Source organism: Bacillota bacterium (assembly GCA_023511485.1).
Lineage (GTDB): Bacteria > Actinomycetota > Aquicultoria > Aquicultorales > Aquicultoraceae > CADDYS01.
The window spans coordinates 1-17,160 of the sequence record JAIMBH010000042.1 but is presented as its reverse complement, the minus strand read 5'-3'; the positions used below and the strand labels follow the sequence as shown (position 1 = coordinate 17,160).

The 17,160-nt window shown below is 44.9% G+C and carries 20 protein-coding genes; 13 read left to right on the top strand and 7 right to left on the bottom strand.

The annotated features are described in order from the left end of the window. The first annotated feature begins 97 nt into the window (after window positions 1–97). The gene (locus K6T91_10980) at window positions 98–403 is read left to right on the top strand and encodes a Rieske (2Fe-2S) protein (GenBank protein ID MCL6473313.1); all 306 of its coding nucleotides are present in this window, start codon (window positions 98–100) and stop codon (window positions 401–403) included. A 2-nt stretch (window positions 404–405) separates the two neighbouring features. On the opposite strand, the gene K6T91_10975 is transcribed toward K6T91_10980, so the two are convergent. Both K6T91_10975 and K6T91_10970 read right to left on the bottom strand, forming a co-directional pair. Further along, on the bottom strand, window positions 406–1,368 hold the full coding sequence (locus K6T91_10975) for a tyrosine-type recombinase/integrase (protein MCL6473312.1): 963 nt from the start codon (window positions 1,366–1,368) through the stop codon (window positions 406–408). A 197-nt stretch (window positions 1,369–1,565) separates the two neighbouring features. Next, a complete protein-coding gene (locus tag K6T91_10970; protein ID MCL6473311.1) occupies window positions 1,566–2,423 on the bottom strand; it encodes a hypothetical protein in 858 nt (285 codons plus the stop codon). Between the two features lie 389 nt (window positions 2,424–2,812). Here K6T91_10970 and K6T91_10965 point away from each other — a divergent pair, with 389 nt between their 5' ends. Together K6T91_10965 and hflX are read left to right on the top strand one after the other, a co-directional pair. Beyond that, window positions 2,813–3,970 (top strand): LL-diaminopimelate aminotransferase, encoded by a 1,158-nt coding sequence (locus tag K6T91_10965; protein MCL6473310.1) that lies wholly within the window; start codon window positions 2,813–2,815, stop codon window positions 3,968–3,970. Between the two features lie 169 nt (window positions 3,971–4,139). After that, window positions 4,140–5,423 carry a GTPase HflX gene (gene hflX / locus K6T91_10960; GenBank protein MCL6473309.1) on the top strand — a complete coding sequence of 428 codons (1,284 nt, stop codon included), beginning with the start codon at window positions 4,140–4,142 and terminating at the stop codon, window positions 5,421–5,423. A 28-nt stretch (window positions 5,424–5,451) separates the two neighbouring features. Here the strand turns inward: hflX and lexA are convergent, their stop codons facing one another. Both lexA and K6T91_10950 read right to left on the bottom strand, forming a co-directional pair. Then, a complete protein-coding gene (gene lexA, locus K6T91_10955; protein MCL6473308.1) occupies window positions 5,452–6,072 on the bottom strand; it encodes a transcriptional repressor LexA in 621 nt (206 codons plus the stop codon). A gap of 216 nt (window positions 6,073–6,288) precedes the next feature. Beyond that, window positions 6,289–6,708, bottom strand: a complete 420-nt coding sequence (locus K6T91_10950; GenBank protein ID MCL6473307.1) for a helix-turn-helix domain-containing protein — start codon at window positions 6,706–6,708, stop codon at window positions 6,289–6,291. A 105-nt stretch (window positions 6,709–6,813) separates the two neighbouring features. On the opposite strand from K6T91_10950, the gene K6T91_10945 reads away from it, so the two are divergent. Then, window positions 6,814–7,056, top strand: coding sequence for a helix-turn-helix transcriptional regulator (locus K6T91_10945; protein MCL6473306.1), 243 nt, complete (start codon window positions 6,814–6,816; stop codon window positions 7,054–7,056). A 19-nt stretch (window positions 7,057–7,075) separates the two neighbouring features. Continuing rightward, window positions 7,076–7,369 (top strand): hypothetical protein, encoded by a 294-nt coding sequence (locus K6T91_10940; protein ID MCL6473305.1) that lies wholly within the window; start codon window positions 7,076–7,078, stop codon window positions 7,367–7,369. A gap of 147 nt (window positions 7,370–7,516) precedes the next feature. Here K6T91_10940 and K6T91_10935 read toward each other — a convergent pair whose 3' ends face one another. After that, window positions 7,517–7,738: a hypothetical protein gene (locus K6T91_10935; protein MCL6473304.1), complete on the bottom strand. Its 222-nt coding sequence runs from the start codon at window positions 7,736–7,738 to the stop codon at window positions 7,517–7,519. 416 nt (window positions 7,739–8,154) lie between these two features. Here K6T91_10935 and nrdR point away from each other — a divergent pair, with 416 nt between their 5' ends. The 5 genes from nrdR (at window position 8,155) to K6T91_10910 (ending at window position 12,596) form a co-directional block, all read left to right on the top strand. After that, entirely contained in the window at window positions 8,155–8,601 is a 447-nt protein-coding gene (gene nrdR / locus K6T91_10930) for a transcriptional regulator NrdR (GenBank protein MCL6473303.1), read from the top strand. Window positions 8,602–8,797: 196 nt separating this feature from the next. Then, on the top strand, window positions 8,798–10,996 hold the full coding sequence (gene nrdD / locus K6T91_10925) for an anaerobic ribonucleoside-triphosphate reductase (GenBank protein MCL6473302.1): 2,199 nt from the start codon (window positions 8,798–8,800) through the stop codon (window positions 10,994–10,996). 115 nt (window positions 10,997–11,111) lie between these two features. Further along, window positions 11,112–11,357 (top strand): thioredoxin family protein, encoded by a 246-nt coding sequence (locus tag K6T91_10920; GenBank protein ID MCL6473301.1) that lies wholly within the window; start codon window positions 11,112–11,114, stop codon window positions 11,355–11,357. After that, window positions 11,348–12,085, top strand: a complete 738-nt coding sequence (locus K6T91_10915; GenBank protein ID MCL6473300.1) for an anaerobic ribonucleoside-triphosphate reductase activating protein — start codon at window positions 11,348–11,350, stop codon at window positions 12,083–12,085. The genes K6T91_10920 and K6T91_10915 overlap by 10 nt, the downstream gene beginning before the upstream one ends. Before the next feature lie 157 nt (window positions 12,086–12,242). Next, a complete protein-coding gene (locus K6T91_10910) occupies window positions 12,243–12,596 on the top strand; it encodes a hypothetical protein (protein MCL6473299.1) in 354 nt (117 codons plus the stop codon). Here the strand turns inward: K6T91_10910 and K6T91_10905 are convergent. Further along, window positions 12,591–12,839, bottom strand: a complete 249-nt coding sequence (locus K6T91_10905) for a hypothetical protein (GenBank protein ID MCL6473298.1) — start codon at window positions 12,837–12,839, stop codon at window positions 12,591–12,593. The genes K6T91_10910 and K6T91_10905 overlap by 6 nt on opposite strands. A gap of 170 nt (window positions 12,840–13,009) precedes the next feature. On the opposite strand from K6T91_10905, the gene dut reads away from it, so the two are divergent. Both dut and ade read left to right on the top strand, forming a co-directional pair. After that, entirely contained in the window at window positions 13,010–13,447 is a 438-nt protein-coding gene (gene dut / locus K6T91_10900; GenBank protein ID MCL6473297.1) for a dUTP diphosphatase, read from the top strand. A gap of 83 nt (window positions 13,448–13,530) precedes the next feature. Beyond that, window positions 13,531–15,258, top strand: a complete 1,728-nt coding sequence (gene ade, locus K6T91_10895) for an adenine deaminase (GenBank protein MCL6473296.1) — start codon at window positions 13,531–13,533, stop codon at window positions 15,256–15,258. 25 nt (window positions 15,259–15,283) lie between these two features. Here ade and K6T91_10890 read toward each other — a convergent pair whose 3' ends face one another. Beyond that, a complete protein-coding gene (locus K6T91_10890) occupies window positions 15,284–15,730 on the bottom strand; it encodes a hypothetical protein (protein ID MCL6473295.1) in 447 nt (148 codons plus the stop codon). 207 nt (window positions 15,731–15,937) lie between these two features. On the opposite strand from K6T91_10890, the gene K6T91_10885 reads away from it, so the two are divergent. Further along, the coding region (locus K6T91_10885) for a hypothetical protein (GenBank protein ID MCL6473294.1) at window positions 15,938–17,160 on the top strand (1,223 nt) is incomplete at its 3' end.

Genomic DNA, 17,160 nt, shown 5'->3' with positions numbered 1-17,160 from the left:
CAATAACCATGTCATCCTTGAAGGACCAGCAAATCGGGTCTTCACCGGTATTATTGATGTCGGGTAGCTCATGGCACTATAATGGGAGGATAGTAATATGACTCAAGAAAAGGTTGCCAAACTAGGCAGTCTGCAACCAGGGCAGATGACTCAGGTTAAAGCCGGTGGCAGGTCAACACTTCTAGCAAACGTTGACGGAAACTATTATGCTATCCACGCTATCTGCACGCATATGGGCTGCAACCTTTCTAAAGGTAAACTTAACGGAAACGTAGTCACCTGTCCATGCCACGGCAGTCAGTTTGATGTTACGACGGGTAACGTAGTCCGTGGGCCCGCAAAGAAACCTGAGCAGGCTTATAAAGTTATTATCCAAGATAACGATATCCTTATTGAAACTTGATACTATGAAGCCTCTCTATGTGCCGGGGTAATACCTAGATCTAGGGCTAATCTTTTGCTTACCACCCGTTCTTCCTCGGGTGGTATTTGTTCCTGACCATCAGTATCTTTCATCGTTACCTGATATCCGAGTTGTCTTTTGACAAACGCGAGGCTCTCGCCGGCATTCAGGAGGGCTGTCGCGTAGCTGTACCGTAAATCGTCAAACTTTATATTTTTCAAACCGGCCCTTCTTTTAGCTAGTTCGAATATCCTTTCTTCGAGAAGTTCCTTGCAGAGCGCCTCGCCGGTTGAATTCGTAAATACAAAGTAACAAGCAGTCTTTATGTGGTTCTTCTCTTGCTGCTCACGGTGCTCCTTTAACGCATCAAGAACTGCATGGGGAACAATAACAGAGCGCTTTGCAACATCGCGAGAAGTCTCATAGAATTTTCCTTTAAAATAAACCCGGCGCACGTTGATGCATGACCGCTCAAAATCGATATCTTCCCATAAGAGGCCCAGCAACTCATTGGCTGTTAAGCCCGTATAGCAAGCGGTTAAAATCAGGGGCTGGCATCTATCCTCGGTTGAATCGATGAGCGACCTCATTTCAGTTGGCGTTAAAACCTGCATGTTGCCCCTCTTGTTTAGAAAGTCATCAAGCTTTCTCTGCATTTTTACCACTCCTTCGGGCATGGCAGGTTGGTCGATCCTGTCACCTGGCCATCTTCTGGTGGACCTTGCGTATATCTTCGAGCCTGCAAGGGTTCTTCGTATACGACCCGAGATAACCGATGGCTGCAAATACTTTCCCTCCGGGGTAGTAGGGCCTTTACCTGAACCTGTATTGCCGTTCTTCACGGACACAGTTTTACCTTCCTTAAGACTCTCTTTTTCTGCAATAGATGCTGCTATTCGCCGGTAGGATATAGTGACAACGATGATGGCCACCACAAGCGCGGATACAACAAACAGCAAACCCATAATCGCACCCCCTTGTTAAATTAGCTTTTTAGGCTTTTGCTTGGCCCCAAAAAGCATTAAACAGCCAGGATCGTGAAATATTTTACATGTTAGGCCATAGTCAAAAGCCTCTTTGCCAAGCAATAGGTTTCTTCACGTGCACAGCTCCCAATTAGTGCTCACTTTGTTTATACCCTTTAAATGGCAGTTTCTGACCCTTAAGCAGCCTCAATACTCGCCCCAGACCCGTTTTCTGTATCAGGCTCCGCTTCATTATCGAATTCTTTGTCGTATATTGGAGTCGACTTTCTTATCGTACTCATGATTTCAGCTACCATTGCCTGCACTTGGTTTACCGAACCTCGCAGTTCCGCATCCTGGATATCTCTGCCAAGAGAGGATAGACGGCTTTTTATGCCTTTAAGATTAAAGTAGGTGCATGATATCCTATCTATAGTGTCCGCATAATTACTGCATACCGGACTTATCCTGCCGACAAATTTCTCCTGCATTGTCAGGCACTCCTCTATAACCCCACACAACAGCCCTGACTTCCAGGCTTTAATTATGCTCAGCAAGAAGATGATTCTATCTGCAGGCTGCTTAACAGGCAAGGCCTCCTCGGCCTTATAAGTTACGGTCAGCAAATCGTTTACTGTCTCGGCGTGACAGCCGCGGTCTTTAAGTGTGCATACAACATAGCGGGCAAGGAGTCTCTGAGCCCATCCGACATCCTTTTGAAGATTAGATAATATCTCTTGCTCCAGCGCTTTAACCGATACCTTGCAGAAATTATGAGGCCCTAAGGCCTCATTCTTAGCTAAAGTACCGGCTGCAGCAATTTTAATTTTTATCAAGTCTATACCAAACTCTTTCTCCAGCTCGTCTCGGCAATTAATGCTGCCTGGGACTTTTGTTTTTTTAACCAGCTCTTTAAGGATGAGCTTCTGAAAAGTGGCTATTCCATCTTCTCTAACCCACGGCATCTTATGGCCCCTTTTTGCAAGATTTCTTAGCTGTTCAATAATCCTGCAATCCCGGTCCTTGGCCTGCTTCACGGCATCCTGGCTAGACACAGAATCCTCCTTCTTTCTCCCAAATCCCAAATAAATGCTACTTTATTTATTCCTTACTTTGTCGCTTTTAAATGTTAAAAGGCTGTCCAATTTGTAAGACATTGCAAGCGCTAACACTTAATATGTGAACTATTTCACCATTTACCGCTGTTCTAAGGGTATGATTCTTATAACAGCCAACTTATTTTCCCAAAAATATTTCTCAGTTGTTTGCAGTGCTGTATCCGATTGCTCTGCACCGCAATAGTATGCTTGTCACCGGCTAATTACCTTATTTTGCTATTTATATCTAGCATTACCTGCGCAAAATGTGATAGTTTTAAAAATAGCTGTCTTTGGCTAAATAGTTCAGCTGTTACTATGGAAATCTAGAGGAGGCAAAAACAGTAATGAGACTTGCAAAGCGGATTGACAATCTTCCACCGTATTTGTTTGCGGAAATCGATAAAAGGGTTGCCGAGAAAAAGGCGCAGGGCGTCGATGTTATAAGCTTAGGTATCGGTGACCCAGTTGAGCCGACACCGCAAAATATCATCGATAAGCTATGCGAGCAGGCCAATAACCCGGCAAACCACCGTTATCCATCATATTTTGGAATGCCGGCGTTCAGGCAAAGCATAGCCAAATGGTATAAGAAACGTTTTGATGTCGATCTGGACCCGGATACAGAAGTATTGCCGCTTATTGGCTCAAAAGAGGGTATAGCACACCTTAATTTTGCCGTTCTTGACCCAGGAGATACCACACTAATTGCCGACCCTGGTTATCCGGTATATAATACCGGGGCAATTCTTGCTGGCGTGAACCCAATCCACATTCCGCTGCTTGAAGAGAACGATTTTTTGCCGGATCTGGACTCAATCGATGCAAATACGGCCAAAGACGCAAAGATGATTATGCTGAACTACCCAAATAACCCAACATCAGCAATCGCCACAGACGATTTTTTTAAAGACCTGGTAAGCTGGGCGGATAAAACTGGAACTATAGTTGCGCATGATAATCCATATTCAGAGATAACTTTTGATGGCTATGTTGCTCCAAGCTTTCTGCAGTTCCCAGGGGCAAAAGACGTTGGCATCGAGTTCCACTCGTTGTCAAAAACTTACAATATGACCGGCTGGCGCATTGGGTGGGCCTGCGGTAATGCCAAAGTTATCGAAGCCCTGGGAAGGGTAAAGACAAATATCGACTCTGGCATCTTTAATGCAATCCAGTACGCCGGAATTGAAGCCCTCGAGGGACCACAGGATATTATCCAAGAAATGCGCGAAATCTATACGCGGCGCCGTGATATGGTCATGGATGCGCTTGAAAAACTCGGCCTTAGAGCTCACAAACCGAAGGCAACGATATATGTGTGGGTGAGAGTGCCAGAGGGTTATACGTCTGCAAGCTTTGCAACGCATGTGTTAGATAGCGCGGGCGTCGTGGTATCGCCCGGAAACGCCTATGGGCCATCGGGTGAGGGATTCATCAGAATATGTCTGAGTGTCAAGGATGACCGTCTAGCAGAAGCTTTAGAGCGAATTAAGGATTCGCTCTAAAGCGCTATCGGCTTTCAGCAACTAGCTATCAGCTCTTGTTGTATTGGCTGGCAGATGAAAGCTGGTAGCTGGTAGCTATCCATCGTCCATTGTTTATGAATCCTAGTTTTTATACTCTAGTATTGCTGTATTATTGGTATGAGAAGTATAAAACAGAGAGGCGAAAGGCATTAAAGAGGTACTCGATAACCATATAAAAAGAGTTGAGAGGGCTATCATTGTCGGCGTGCAGCTTGGAAATGAATCCGAGTGGGAAGCTGAGCAGACATTAAATGAGCTCGGACAGCTAGTCCAAACAGCAGGAGCCAAGGTAGTTGGGCGCACCATGCAGCGGCTTGATAAACCCAACGTGCGCACTTTTATTGGCCCCGGGAAGGCCGAAGAAGTCATGCAGCTTGCTAGAGCTGAGCAAGCCGATCTTGTAGTCTTCGACGTAGACCTCAGCCCGTCGCAACAAAGAAACCTCGAGGGAATTATCAGCAAAGTCAAAATAATCGACCGCACTGGTATTATCCTTGATATATTTGCCCAGCACGCACATTCAGCCGAAGGCAAACTTCAAGTCGAACTGGCCCAGCTTAATTATCTATTACCAAGACTGCGTGGCATGTGGCAACACTTAGAGCGCCAAGTCGTCGGTGGTGTTGGATTGCGTGGTCCAGGCGAGACGCAGCTTGAGACTGATAAGCGGCTTATGAGAAAGCGCATACAGCGCCTCACAAGAGAGCTCGAAGAGCTAAAGCAAAACCGCTCAACCCAAAGAAAAAAGCGTCAGAAACAAGGAGTATACAGTATCGCACTGGTCGGCTACACAAATGCAGGCAAATCTACGCTTATCAATGCGCTTACCGGTGCAGATGTGCTCGTAGAGGACAAGCTCTTTGCAACGCTTGACTCAACCACGCGAAAGCTAAGTCTAGATAATCACCGAAAAGAGGTCGTCATCTCCGATACCGTCGGATTTATTAAGAAACTTCCACACCAGCTTATAGCAGCATTCAGGTCGACTCTAGATGAGGTAAGAATGGCAGATCTGCTGCTTCACGTCGTGGATGCAAGTTGCCCACAGCTCGAAGCCCAAATTAAAGCTGTCGAGGATGTTTTAAAAGAGCTTGAGGCGGACGGTAAGCCACAGATTCTTATCCTTAATAAAATCGATCTTGTGGCCGAAGCCGATAAGTTGCGGTTAAATAAAGTCTACCCGGATGCCGTCCAACTGTCGGCCGAAAAATCAATCGGCCTGGATGACTTAAAAAAGGCTATCGATAAGGTCATGCGGAAAGGAATGGTGCGCCTGCACCTTTTAATCCCTTACACACACGGCGAGGCAATCCAAAAACTGTATAGTGCAGGATTGGTTCACTCTGAGCACCACACAGAAGAAGGCACAGATATTGTTGTTGACGTGCCTGAGGAGAGCACAGCCGAATTCTCATCTTTCATCATACGCTAAGGCCTAGAAATTATCATACACTAAAGCCCTAGAACTTTCTGATTAAGCCGATGACTTTACCCAGAATTCTAACATCTCTTACGATGATAGGCTCCATCGACTTGTTCTCGGCTTTTAAAACGACGCGGTCGCGCTTCTTGTAGAACCTCTTTACCGTCGACTCATCATCAATAAGCGCGACAACTATATCGCCGTCATTTGCTGTTGCCTGCTGCCGCACGATTATATAATCACCATCCAGGATTCCGGCCTCTATCATGCTATCGCCCTTTACCTTAAGCATAAAGGAATCTTCGCCAGCTATATCAACTGGCAGGGGATAGTTGTCTTCAATGTTTTCCTGCGCGAAAAGAGGAGTGCCAGCAGCGACTCGGCCCACCAGGGGAACGTTTTTTACCTTATCAGGACTGATGCCTTTGTTGGTAAGCCTAAGGTCGATTACCTCAAGAGCTCTCGGCTTTGTCGGATCGCGCCTGATATATCCTTTGCGCTCAAGTGCCGCCAGATGGCTGTGCACGGTCGAGCTTGATGTTAAACCGACTGCTTGACCTATCTCTCTAACCGATGGGGGATAGCCCTTCCTGTTTATCTCCGCAAGGATATAATCAAGAATCTGCCGCTGGCGGTCGGTCAAGTTGTCTTGGGCCATGCGTTCCTCCTAAAAAGCGTCTATCGGTACTTGAAGGCAACCATAAGCTAACACATTAAATATAACACAAAAATATGTTCGTGCAAACATAAGTTCGCTACGGCCCATAAGGCCAGCAAGTAGAAATTAGAAAGCAGAAGGCGAAGACTAGGGATTCTGCTACCTTTTTTATTCCTGCCCTTGAAGGGTGGGATTACGGGAGGGCGAATTGTTATGCTACCAGTGCTTACTGTCTCTTCTGGTGCGATACCTGGATTTGATTTCCTTTATCAATTGAGAAACTTGTTTTTTCTCCTCATTGCTGAGGTTTGCAAATTCGGCCGTAAGTTTGATTGTCTCCTTATCAAGAACAAGATCGGCAATATATGGATTTCTGTCTATCTCACGCTTAGCCTGATACTCCCGGTACTCTTTAAAATACGAAGGATTAACCTTTAAGCCCCTGGCAATTACCTCGATATTTTCTTCTGTCGGTCTGGATTTGCCAGAGGCAAGGTTATGAAGATATGTGGTTGAAAGCTGCCGCCCTATTTCTCTTGCGAGCTTAGGAAAGCTAAAGTTCCTGGCTTCCATAAGTTCTCTGAGAGCCTCAGGAAAATCTTTATACGTACGGTTGGCCTTTAATTTATCGCTCATAAGATAATTATAAACTTGCAGTAGTAACTTTTGACAACTTTAGTTGACAACCGCTAAAAGTTTTATTAACCTTTCAGTTAATTGTTAATACTATGGAGCTCTCGTATGACCTCTTTTCGAACGAAACTTGAAAAATTATTATACGAGCGAAATATCAGCCAAAGCGCGCTTGCAAGAAGAATTGGTGTCGATAAAAGCTTAGTGAACAAATGGGTTAAGGGAAAGCATACTCCCTCGGCCTACTTCATGACAAAAATTGCAAAAGAGCTCGGCATGACAGAGCAGGAGATATTCTTCGACGCCGATTTCAATAACCTTCCAAAGAGACAAGGTAATTCCGACAAATAAATTTTACGCAGGAGAAGCTATGGGTTGGCTCAAAGACTATACTAGGGGTTATCTAGTTCATCTTAAGTGGATCCTTGCCGCAAAGCGAAGGGAAAGATCTTCAAAAAAGCGGGCCAAAGAACTGTATCTTCATTTAAGCTCGCTCGACCAGGCTCTGATGTTAGAATACGATGACTTACTCGAGGCATATGAAAAGGAGCAGGATCCAATAAAGCGGTACCGGATCATATCGGGCATTTTAGAACTGGAGAAGGTCCTTGAAAACCGCCAGGCGCTAATGCAGGACCTATCAGCCTACATTACCCGCCGCTAGATAAATTATTAGAACCAAAAGCTAACAGTTCGTTGGCAAGACTAAATTTTTTAATGCGATGGAATTATAATTTTTACAACCGCACACTTTTTAACCAAGGATAAGATAAACCACCTGCTAATACGTTTGCCCGGTGCCTGTCACCAATTACCTGCCGGTTAGTGCAGGAATTAGATAAACGGCCAGAAAATAAAGGATAGAGATAACGATAATTACAATGGCCGTGTACCTGATCGCTGCAAGCGCGACCATGTTGTCCCGTTCCTGGCCTTCCATATATCTGCGCTCGTATATAGTACGATCTGGCGCCGGCTCTTCATATGACTTGCGCTCTTCGACCCGGCGTTCCTCATGTAGTGGCTCCGCCATGCTTGCCACCTCCAAAAATTATGCGCACATCTGTGACATAACAGTTATTATACTTCTAATACCTTAATCTCCTGATTTTGATAATTTAAACAGAAGCGAATTTCGTTGGACAAACGACTCGCAAATCAAAAGGACGATCCCCAACCCAGTCGAGACTTGATTTTTGGCTCGGCTTATAAGTTACAAGCTGCCATTTACTACCATATTATTCTATTATCTGGATGTCGGTTTTTTATCAAATTACTAAACAAGCAACCGCTAGGAAAATTTTTAGGCCCGTTTCCTGCGGTTATGCAGCCGACGCAAAATTTTCTTCCTCAAACTGTTTAAAGCCCCTATATGTAGTGGTATACTATAGCAACAGACACGATATGTTGTGGATAAGTCTGTGGATAACTTATTGACAAGGTGGCAAATTGAAGTGCCCTTATTGCGGGTTTAACGACTCAAAGGTTGTCGACTCAAGGCTTAATGAGACCGGCGACGTCACTAGAAGAAGGCGGGAATGCCTGGGGTGCACCAAGCGGTTTACCACCTTCGAACGAGTCGAAGAAATACCGCTTACAGTGATTAAAAAAAATGGGGAGCGTGAACCATTTTCAAGAACCAAGCTTCTTGAGGGTATATTGCGCGCGCTTGTAAAAAGGCAGGTGGAGAGAGAAAAAGCAGAGGAGATCGTAGACGGCATTGAAGTAGGTTTGCGAAACGAGTTCAGGCACGAAGTGCAATCAAAGGAGTTAGGTGACAGAGTATTAAAAGCATTAGAGCAAGTTGACAAAGTAGCCTATATTCGCTTTGCCTCTGTTTACAAGGAGTTCAAAGATCTTGAAGAGTTTACGCAAGAGCTGAAAAAATTTATATAGATCCTATCAAAGCAGAATTTGAGATAGAAGCACTTATGTAGCAGGGCACACATACAGAATATTGCAGTAATTACATACCGTACATAGAACTGGCACGACAAGCACATAGTTCGCAGCACCATTTGCGCCCAAACAGAGGCAGAGCGAGTTTTAAAAGTAGTTCAAAAGGTTGTTTTAGAGGAGGTAATTGTAAAACATGTCCAAATTAAAAGTCGCGGCAGAACCTGAAACAGAAGTTGAAGTAGACACGAAAACTATACCAAAAAGGGTCATCAACGTAGTCAAAACCTACCGCGAAGAAGGCGATGCGACAGACATTGCTCTTCTGGTCAGCACTACGTCAAAATCAGAGATTAACATTTGGGATAAAGTTAAAATCATAGATTCTCTTATTAAGGAGACTGGTGCAAGTGAAAGCCTGGCAAATGAAATTGCCACCGCGGTAGAAAGGAAACTTTTCGAAAGCAACTTTAGCACCGTCACCACCAGCATTATAAGAGAACTGGTTGACCTTGAACTCCTGCAGCGAAACTTAACAATGCTTCATAAGAAACACTCGCACCTCGGCTTGCCGATGTTTGATGTTGAGCAAATCATATCTAACCCAAACAAAGAGAACAGCAATACCACTCATAATCCAGAATCTATTAATCTTACTCTTGCCGAAACGCTATTGAAAGAATTTGCACTGCGTAAAGTGTTTAGCGAAGATGTATCCCTCGCTCACTTAATGGGGGATATACATCTGCACGACCTTGGCTTTATTATCCGTCCATATTGTGGTGGTCACTCGCTTGAATATATAAAGAAATACGGCCTGTCCCTGCCCAATATAACCAGTACTTCCAAGCCGGCAAAACACCCGGAGGTTTTAATTGGTCATATGGTCAAAATGGCTTCAAGTCTGCAGGCACATTATGCCGGCGCAGTCGGTTGGGAAGCGGTAAACATGTTCTTTGCACCATACCTAGTTGGTAAGAGCTATGATGAAATTAAGCAGCTGGCTCAGATGCTTATCTACGAATTTAACCAACTTGCAGGAGCAAGAGGCTCCCAGGTCACATTTACCGACTTCAATCTCTACTGGAACATTCCAAAGCACTTTGCTGATACACCAGCAATTGGCCCGGGAGGAGTATACACGGGAAAGACCTATAAAGAATACGAGAGAGAAGCCCAGGCATTCCTCAAAGCAATGTTTGAGGTCTATCTAGAGGGTGACGCAAACGGCAAAACATTTGTATTCCCAAAACCGCTACTTCACATAAATGAGGATTTCTTTAGGACCGATGGCTGGCAGGAATTCCTGGAGCTCGCGTGCCTAGTTGCCTCGAAGCAGGGCATCACTTATTTTGTTTTTGATCGTGGCGATGAGGTCACGGTTAGCCAATGCTGCCGCCTGAAACTGAAACTGGGCGAAGAAGACCTCGAAGAGGCTAAAGAGCCTGAGAAGATGAGATTCTCAGCACTGCAGAATGTAACGATCAATCTACCGAGAATTGCCTACAAGGCGCATGGCAACGACGAGCTGCTTTTTGCAGAGCTTAACAAAACTATGGAACTCGTTGCCAAAGCGCATCTGCAAAAGAAAGAGTTCATTGGCAGCCTTATGGCTCTCGGGAACGAAGGACCGCTTGCTATGCTCAACATGGCAAGGGATGGTCAGCCATACTTAAGGATGGAGAGGTTGACTTATCTCTGCGGCCTTCTTGGCTTAAACGAAATGGTTCAGACCCACAAGGGCATGCAGCTTCATGAATCGGATGAAGCGTTAAAGTTCGGCCTAAAGGTTATCTCACACATGAACTTAAAAGCAAGGCAGCTATCTGATCAATACGGTATCAAGATGGTCCTGGAAGAATCACCTGCTGAGTCATCGGGATATCGACTTGCAAAGCTTGACATGAAATATTATCCGGAGCAGACAAGAAAAGTTATCAAAGGCAATCTTGAGACCAACGAGTACTACTATACGAACAGTATCCATATCTCCGTCGAGGCAGATGTTGACTATGTTGAGAGGGTAAGAAAGCAGAGTCTCTTCCATCCACTGATCGAAGCTGGGGCGATCATCCATATATGGCTGGGCGAAAAAGAGCCATCGCCTAAGTCGATCGAGAACTTTGTACTTAAGACATTCAGGTCAACCCACGCCGAACAAATCGCTTTCAGCCCTGAATTTACGGTCTGCGACAACTGCAGGCGTACATCGAGAGGACTGCACGATGCGTGCCCTGAATGTGGCTCGGAAAATGTCTACGGCATAACGCGCATAGTCGGCTATTTTTCGAAGATCCCAACCTGGAATAAAGGAAAGACCGGAGAGCTCAGAGATAGGATTAGGACCAGTCTGGTTGCTGAAACGGGTATATCCGGCAATGGATGCGGATGCTAAGCAAAGGTTTTAGAAGGCAGGATTGATACAAGATAAACAATACCACAAAGGGGCCGAGTTACATATCGGCCCCGGAAAACCTACAACATAATTGTAACAGCGGAGGATTTTTCAGATGTCAGAGAAGATTAAGGTTTTTTGGAAGGAAAACTGTGCAAAATGCCCGGCGGCAAAGGCATTGGTTGCAGAAAGCCCAAAGGCAGAGCTCTTTAATATAGATGAAGTAGATGGCCTGGCAGAAGCTGCCTTCTATGGAGTTATGTCAACTCCATCCATCGTTGTGATAGATGACAGTGGCCAAGAGATTCAATCCTGGAGAGGAGAAGTGCCAAGCAGGGAGGAAATCGCAAAATGGTTGTAAAGGATGTTGCGACTGAAACGCTGGGTGTTAAAGGAATTGTTCCCCTGAGCATGCTCGATTGGGAGGGACGCCTCGTCACGACGCTATTTTTAGGCGGCTGCAACTTCCGATGCCCATTTTGCCATAATGCCTCACTGGTGCTTGAAAACAATAGCTTGCCCGATGTACCACGCGATATGCTCGATGAGGCACTCACGTCTAAGGACGGTTGGCTTGATGGGGTATGTATAACCGGCGGCGAGCCAACAATTAATGCCAATTTGGAAAGCCTTGCGGTCTATATAAAAAGCCTGGGCCTCCAGGTAAAGCTTGACACCAATGGAACGCAGCCCAAAATTTTGCATAAACTCATTGATAAAGGCCTGGTTGATGCGGTCGCACTGGATGTAAAAACTAGCTTTTCAAAGTACGCCGATGCAACACGGCGGCCGGACCTATCAGGCGAGGTGAAAAAAACAATCAGTCTGCTTATAGATGCCGAAGCCAAAGGAATGCTGGAGGTAGAATTTAGAACTACCGTCGCGCCTACTTTCGTCGAGCGTGAAGATGTCATAGAAATTGCAAAATACCTGGCAGAAGCAGGTGCAAAGCGCTACTACCTGCAGCAGTTTAACCCAAAATCCACAATGGAGGTTTCAGCAAGCAAAATCGAACCTTATAGTAAAGAATCCCTTACAGAGTTTGCAGAGGCGGCTACCAATTATCTACAGGTCCGCCTTCGCGGCTAGGTTTAATTGCCTCCTACATCAGAGATAGAGGTCGAAAGCGTCCCGCCGGACCTCTATCTCTTTTTCTTTTCTGCCGATAATATATTTATATATCGATGTGAAATACGCTGCAGAGTATGCTAAAATCAAGCTATAGCTTGATAATGGTGAATTAAGTATGACAGACATTGAAGGCGCCATACTATATGTTGAACAGTTCTCCAATGGGGAATGGGAACAGTTTAAAAAAACTATCAGCTCCTGCTCTGAGACTCGATATTGCCTCGACAGCTGCCACCAAAAATGCTCAGTCGCAGACATCCTTCATGCAATTGTAAGGGAAGACTCAAAAGAGCAAGCAATAGCGTTCCTTCGTGAGGTTGTTAGCAAGAAGAAAGATGAGCTTGGCAGTAAACCCTTATACTGCCTTGAACAAGGATACTGCGCGCTTTATTGTATCTCGTCCTGTCAATATGGAACTTTTATACGCGCCCTTACGAGGGAACGCGCCCTAGAATACAACATCTTATAGCTGTTTTTCCCTTATAATCGCCTCAACCTCCTCATCGTTCAATCCGGGGTCATCTGCTATTTTATAAAACACTGAGGAAAGCACACCGCCTTTTTTTCCAAGCATCTTCTTCTCGACAAGTTGCTCCTGTTCATACATAAGCGGCGAAACTCTGCTTACTCTAATAATAACGCCCTCGTCAGGATTATAATAAACACCCGGCTCTTTTATTATTTGGTCAAAGCTATACTCTTCTGCCTTCACGAGACACACCTCCGCTTTTATCTTACCCACGTGTAGAATTTCGAATTGCAAATGTTAAATTATTAATTTACCTAGCAAGACGCCAGGCAGGTACTAAAATACAGGGCTTTCTGCTAACATGTTATCAAACACAAGAAACTGCTAAATACTAAACGACGTTCAAGGAGGCAATACTCTTGCAAATCAACATCAAGCTGCTTGATAGCGAGATACCAGCTCCGGAATATGCCCACGATGGCGATGCTGGCTGTGATTTAAGAAGCAGAATCAACCAGACAATACCTCCCGGCGAGAGGGCATTCATCCCAACTGGTATAAGCATATCCATCCCAACCGGTTATGCCGGATTTGTCCAGCCAAGAAGCGGACTTGCTTTAAAGCATGGAATCAGCATTGTTAACACTCCTGGCCTTATCGATAGCAAATACAGGGGAGAAATCGGTGTTATTCTTATTAACACCGATAAATCAGAGCCCTTTGAAGTAAAAAAAGGTGATAAAATAGCCCAGCTTGTAATCCAGAAAGTAGAAAATGTTAAATTTAACGTTGTAGACGAGCTGGATGAAACAGTTAGAGGCGCCGGCGGATTTGGAAGCACCGGAATCTAAAGCTACTTGCCTCCATCGGTTCATGTGTAATTTGCGCCAATTTGGTGATGTTAAAAACATCGCTGGATAGGAATAATCTTTACATGAACTTCGAGGAGCTTTATGAAATAATTCAGGTAGCTCGAGGCATAGAGCCGGCCGAGTTCGTCTTAAAGAACGCTGAAATAGTCAATGTCTTTACTGGGGCTTTTGATACGGCCGATATCGCTATCCACCACGGTATAATTGCCGGAGTCGGGAGGTACAAAGGCATCTATGAGCGTGATGTTTCGCGCTCAATCGTGGTTCCTGGTTTTATCGATTGCCATATGCATATCGAGACCTCAATGCTAAGGCCCGAATCGCTGGCCTTAGAATTGATCAAACACGGCACAACTACCGCAATAGCAGACCCCCATGAGATTGCCAACGTCGCAGGAATAACCGGTATAAATTACCTCCTCAGGGCTACGCGAGATGTACCTATCGACTTCTTCTTCATGGCCCCATCAAGCGTGCCATCCGCACCGCCTGATATCGAGACGACAGGGGCATCTATCAGTAAAGATGAGATAGCTATGCTTCTATCCAACCCCGCCTTTATTGGGCTTGGCGAGGTAATGGATATAGCAGGCATAATGACCGGACAACCCATCACTCTTGAAAAAATATTGGTAGCAGCAGATCGAATAATCGACGGTCACGCACCGGAGTTGAGGGGCAAGAGGCTAAACGCATATCTTGTTACGGGCGCTACCTCAGACCACGAAACCGTGGAGCTAGGTGAGGGCATTGAAAAAATCGGCAAAGGAATGTTTCTGTTGGTAAGAGAGAGCTCAGTTGCACGAAGCTTAGATGCCCTATTACCGGCGGCAAACTATATTACCTCGAGGAATATGGCTCTAGTTACCGATGACTTCAGTATCACCGACATCATGGAGAAAGGCCATCTTGACCATATTGTCCGCCGAGCAATTGCTAAAGGGGTTGATATACGACTGGTTATCCAGATGGTCAGCCTCAACCCAGCCCAGCATTACGGACTACACGACAGGGGTGCAATAGTACCTGGCAGGATCGCCGATCTTCTTATCCTTGAGGACGTAACCGAGGTTTCTATTAGAACTGTAATCAAGAACGGGGTTGTAGTCTACGACGTTGGACAAGATTTCCAATTTGTTGAAAAATTTAAACCTCCGATAACCCTGCAAAACAGCATCTTTGCTTCGAAGGTTGATCCGGAAGACTTTGTGCTTCCAGCTCGAGGTAAGCGGGTTAGGACAATTAAAATCATTCCAGATGAAATAGTTACGGAGGAAACAATCGTACCTGCTCCGGCAGTAGGAGGAGTGATTAAAAGCGACCGGCAGCGTGATATTCTTAAAATAGCAGTCATCAATAGATACAGCCGCGACACAAAAATATCCATTGGCCTTGTCCAAGGGTTTGGCCTTCAATCGGGCGCTATTGCGTCAAGCGTATCGCATGATGCCCACAACATCGTTGTCGCCGGCGTATATGACGCGGACATAGCTGCGGCTGTAAATGCGGTTATTGAAATGCAGGGTGGATTTGTCGCCGTAGATGATGGCGAGGTTTTAGCAACTCTTCCGCTCTCTATTGCTGGTCTTATGTCCGAGGAAGAAAGCGGCGAAGTTTACAATAAGTTAAAAAGGCTCCAGGCGATTATAAAAGACCTTGGATGTAAATTAAGCGATCCATTAATGATTCTATCTTTCCTAACACTTGCAACAGTGCCCAAGCTTAAAATAACTGACAAAGGACTTGTAGATACAACGATAGGCGAGATCGTAGGCTTGTTTGTACCATAAATAACCATTGAACAAACAATGGCTATTAAACTACGCCCGGTACTTGCCACCACATTTGCTCTACATACAGTTTGAAGCTATTTAAGGCCTCTTTAAATATCTTTTTAAGCTCTGGCCACAAAATATCCAAATCGTCAGCCAAATCAGTAGCTAAGTCCTCAGTGTCAAACATAATCCGTAACGTGACAAGTGTTCTCCCAGCATCTGGCTTAAAACTTACCGACCCTAGATGATGGATATTTGTAACCGAGTGCCAGGATATGAATTTATTAGGTTTTAACTGGTCGATCAGAGCTTCAAAATCAAACCTATAGCCCATAATTTCTATTATCCAATGTGATAACCTTCTCGTTATCCGCTCTGCCAGAATAACGTGGCCGGTTATTGACGGAAAAATAATGTAGTTTGCCCATGTAGCATAGGCTACATCAACAGGAACATTGACAATAACAGATTCTTCAACCGTCCTCATACTTATTAATATCCTAAATTATTCTTTATTAAGCTTATTAAGGATGGAGTTGGTAGTTAATCTTATCGTCAACTGGACTACAAAAAATGCTAAAGGAAACTCGATCCCTGACGATAAATGTAACAGCGAAAGCACGGATGCCAATTATTACCAGGCTATTCATTAAGTAGATAAATCTATTTTTTACTCAGGGAGCAATCATAGAATATGAATAAGGAAGTTTTTAAATCAACGCTAGCAAAAATAACCAACCGGATAGAGTCATCGAAATTATTCTCTTCGCTGCTGAAAATTCGGGCGAGCATCGCCATTACAATCGTTTTCGTTTTATCTCTGGTTCCGATTCTGGGTATGGGCGCTTACGCAGCTTATAGCACCAGGGCAAGTGAAGCAGCTACTGGCAGCATTGAGATAGGGCAAAAATCAATAGAACACCTTCTTATCATTAAAGGAAACACTGAAAGGCTAAGGTCAGATGCATATAAGCTGCTTATAACCAAAGAAGCATCATATATTGAAGAGATGAGAGGAATTCTCAAAGAGAACGGTAGTCAGCTCGCAGAAGTTAAGACCCATATCGATAACGGTAAGCTTGAAATAGATAAATCACATATCGATAGCTTAGAGAGTGGGCGTGCCGAGATGACGGCCGCAATTGAAAATCTTGCCGTCTCCTATAACGGAAAGGGGGCAGAAGCTGCATATAATGAGATCGAAGCCCTCGTAGGTCCAGAAGGTAAATGTACAGTGTCTCTTAACAATATAATTAAAGAGGCTCAGAAGGCAATAGACAAAGCCAGCATCCAGCACCATAGCGCACGCAGCAATATGTTTACTTTCAACATAATTATGATCGTTATCTCTATCCTAGTCGTTTTCTGCAGTGCCGTTTTGGCCAACCAGGTTATATTTAAAAACCTTAAATTATCGGTAGGACATGTGGTCAACGCCGCGAAGAAGCTATCGGCCTCCTCAACCGCACTGCATACCGATTCAGAGGAAATCTCTAAACTGGCTATCCAAATTGCGGCAGCAGTTTCCCAGATCGCTCACAGCACTAGCGAACAAGCCGTATCGTCCGCAAACACGGCAGAGCTTGTTGAGAGGATTTATATCTCCATTGCAAAGCTGGCAGAAGGCGCAAGACTCCAATACGAGAACGTGAATAAAGCCGCTTCGCAGCTAAGCAGCTTATCAACGATGATTCAGCAGGTTTCGGTTTCTGCGCAGAGGGTTGCCGATGTCACAAACAATACTACCGAGGTTGCAAGCAAAGGAAGTAACGCAGTCGCTGAAACAATCTCCGGCATGGATAAGATTAGGGAAACATCTCTTGATAGCGCCGCTAAAGTGCAGACCCTTGGAGAGAAGTCAAAACAAATCGGTGAGATCATAGAAGTAATAGATGACATAGCAGAGCAGACCAATCT

What these genes read in the sequence shown, in the direction of transcription:
- K6T91_10980 (MCL6473313.1), top strand. Translation starts at nt 98, where the DNA reads ATGACTCAAGAAAAGGTTGCCAAACTAGGCAGTCTGCAACCAGGGCAG.
- K6T91_10975 (MCL6473312.1), bottom strand. Translation starts at nt 1,368, where the DNA reads ATGGGTTTGCTGTTTGTTGTATCCGCGCTTGTGGTGGCCATCATCGTT.
- K6T91_10965 (MCL6473310.1), top strand. Translation starts at nt 2,813, where the DNA reads ATGAGACTTGCAAAGCGGATTGACAATCTTCCACCGTATTTGTTTGCG.
- lexA (MCL6473308.1), bottom strand. Translation starts at nt 6,072, where the DNA reads ATGGCCCAAGACAACTTGACCGACCGCCAGCGGCAGATTCTTGATTAT.
- K6T91_10950 (MCL6473307.1), bottom strand. Translation starts at nt 6,708, where the DNA reads ATGAGCGATAAATTAAAGGCCAACCGTACGTATAAAGATTTTCCTGAG.
- K6T91_10945 (MCL6473306.1), top strand. Translation starts at nt 6,814, where the DNA reads ATGACCTCTTTTCGAACGAAACTTGAAAAATTATTATACGAGCGAAAT.
- K6T91_10940 (MCL6473305.1), top strand. Translation starts at nt 7,076, where the DNA reads ATGGGTTGGCTCAAAGACTATACTAGGGGTTATCTAGTTCATCTTAAG.
- K6T91_10935 (MCL6473304.1), bottom strand. Translation starts at nt 7,738, where the DNA reads ATGGCGGAGCCACTACATGAGGAACGCCGGGTCGAAGAGCGCAAGTCA.
- nrdD (MCL6473302.1), top strand. Translation starts at nt 8,798, where the DNA reads ATGTCCAAATTAAAAGTCGCGGCAGAACCTGAAACAGAAGTTGAAGTA.
- K6T91_10920 (MCL6473301.1), top strand. Translation starts at nt 11,112, where the DNA reads ATGTCAGAGAAGATTAAGGTTTTTTGGAAGGAAAACTGTGCAAAATGC.
- K6T91_10915 (MCL6473300.1), top strand. Translation starts at nt 11,348, where the DNA reads ATGGTTGTAAAGGATGTTGCGACTGAAACGCTGGGTGTTAAAGGAATT.
- K6T91_10910 (MCL6473299.1), top strand. Translation starts at nt 12,243, where the DNA reads ATGACAGACATTGAAGGCGCCATACTATATGTTGAACAGTTCTCCAAT.
- ade (MCL6473296.1), top strand. Translation starts at nt 13,531, where the DNA reads ATGAACTTCGAGGAGCTTTATGAAATAATTCAGGTAGCTCGAGGCATA.
- K6T91_10890 (MCL6473295.1), bottom strand. Translation starts at nt 15,730, where the DNA reads ATGAGGACGGTTGAAGAATCTGTTATTGTCAATGTTCCTGTTGATGTA.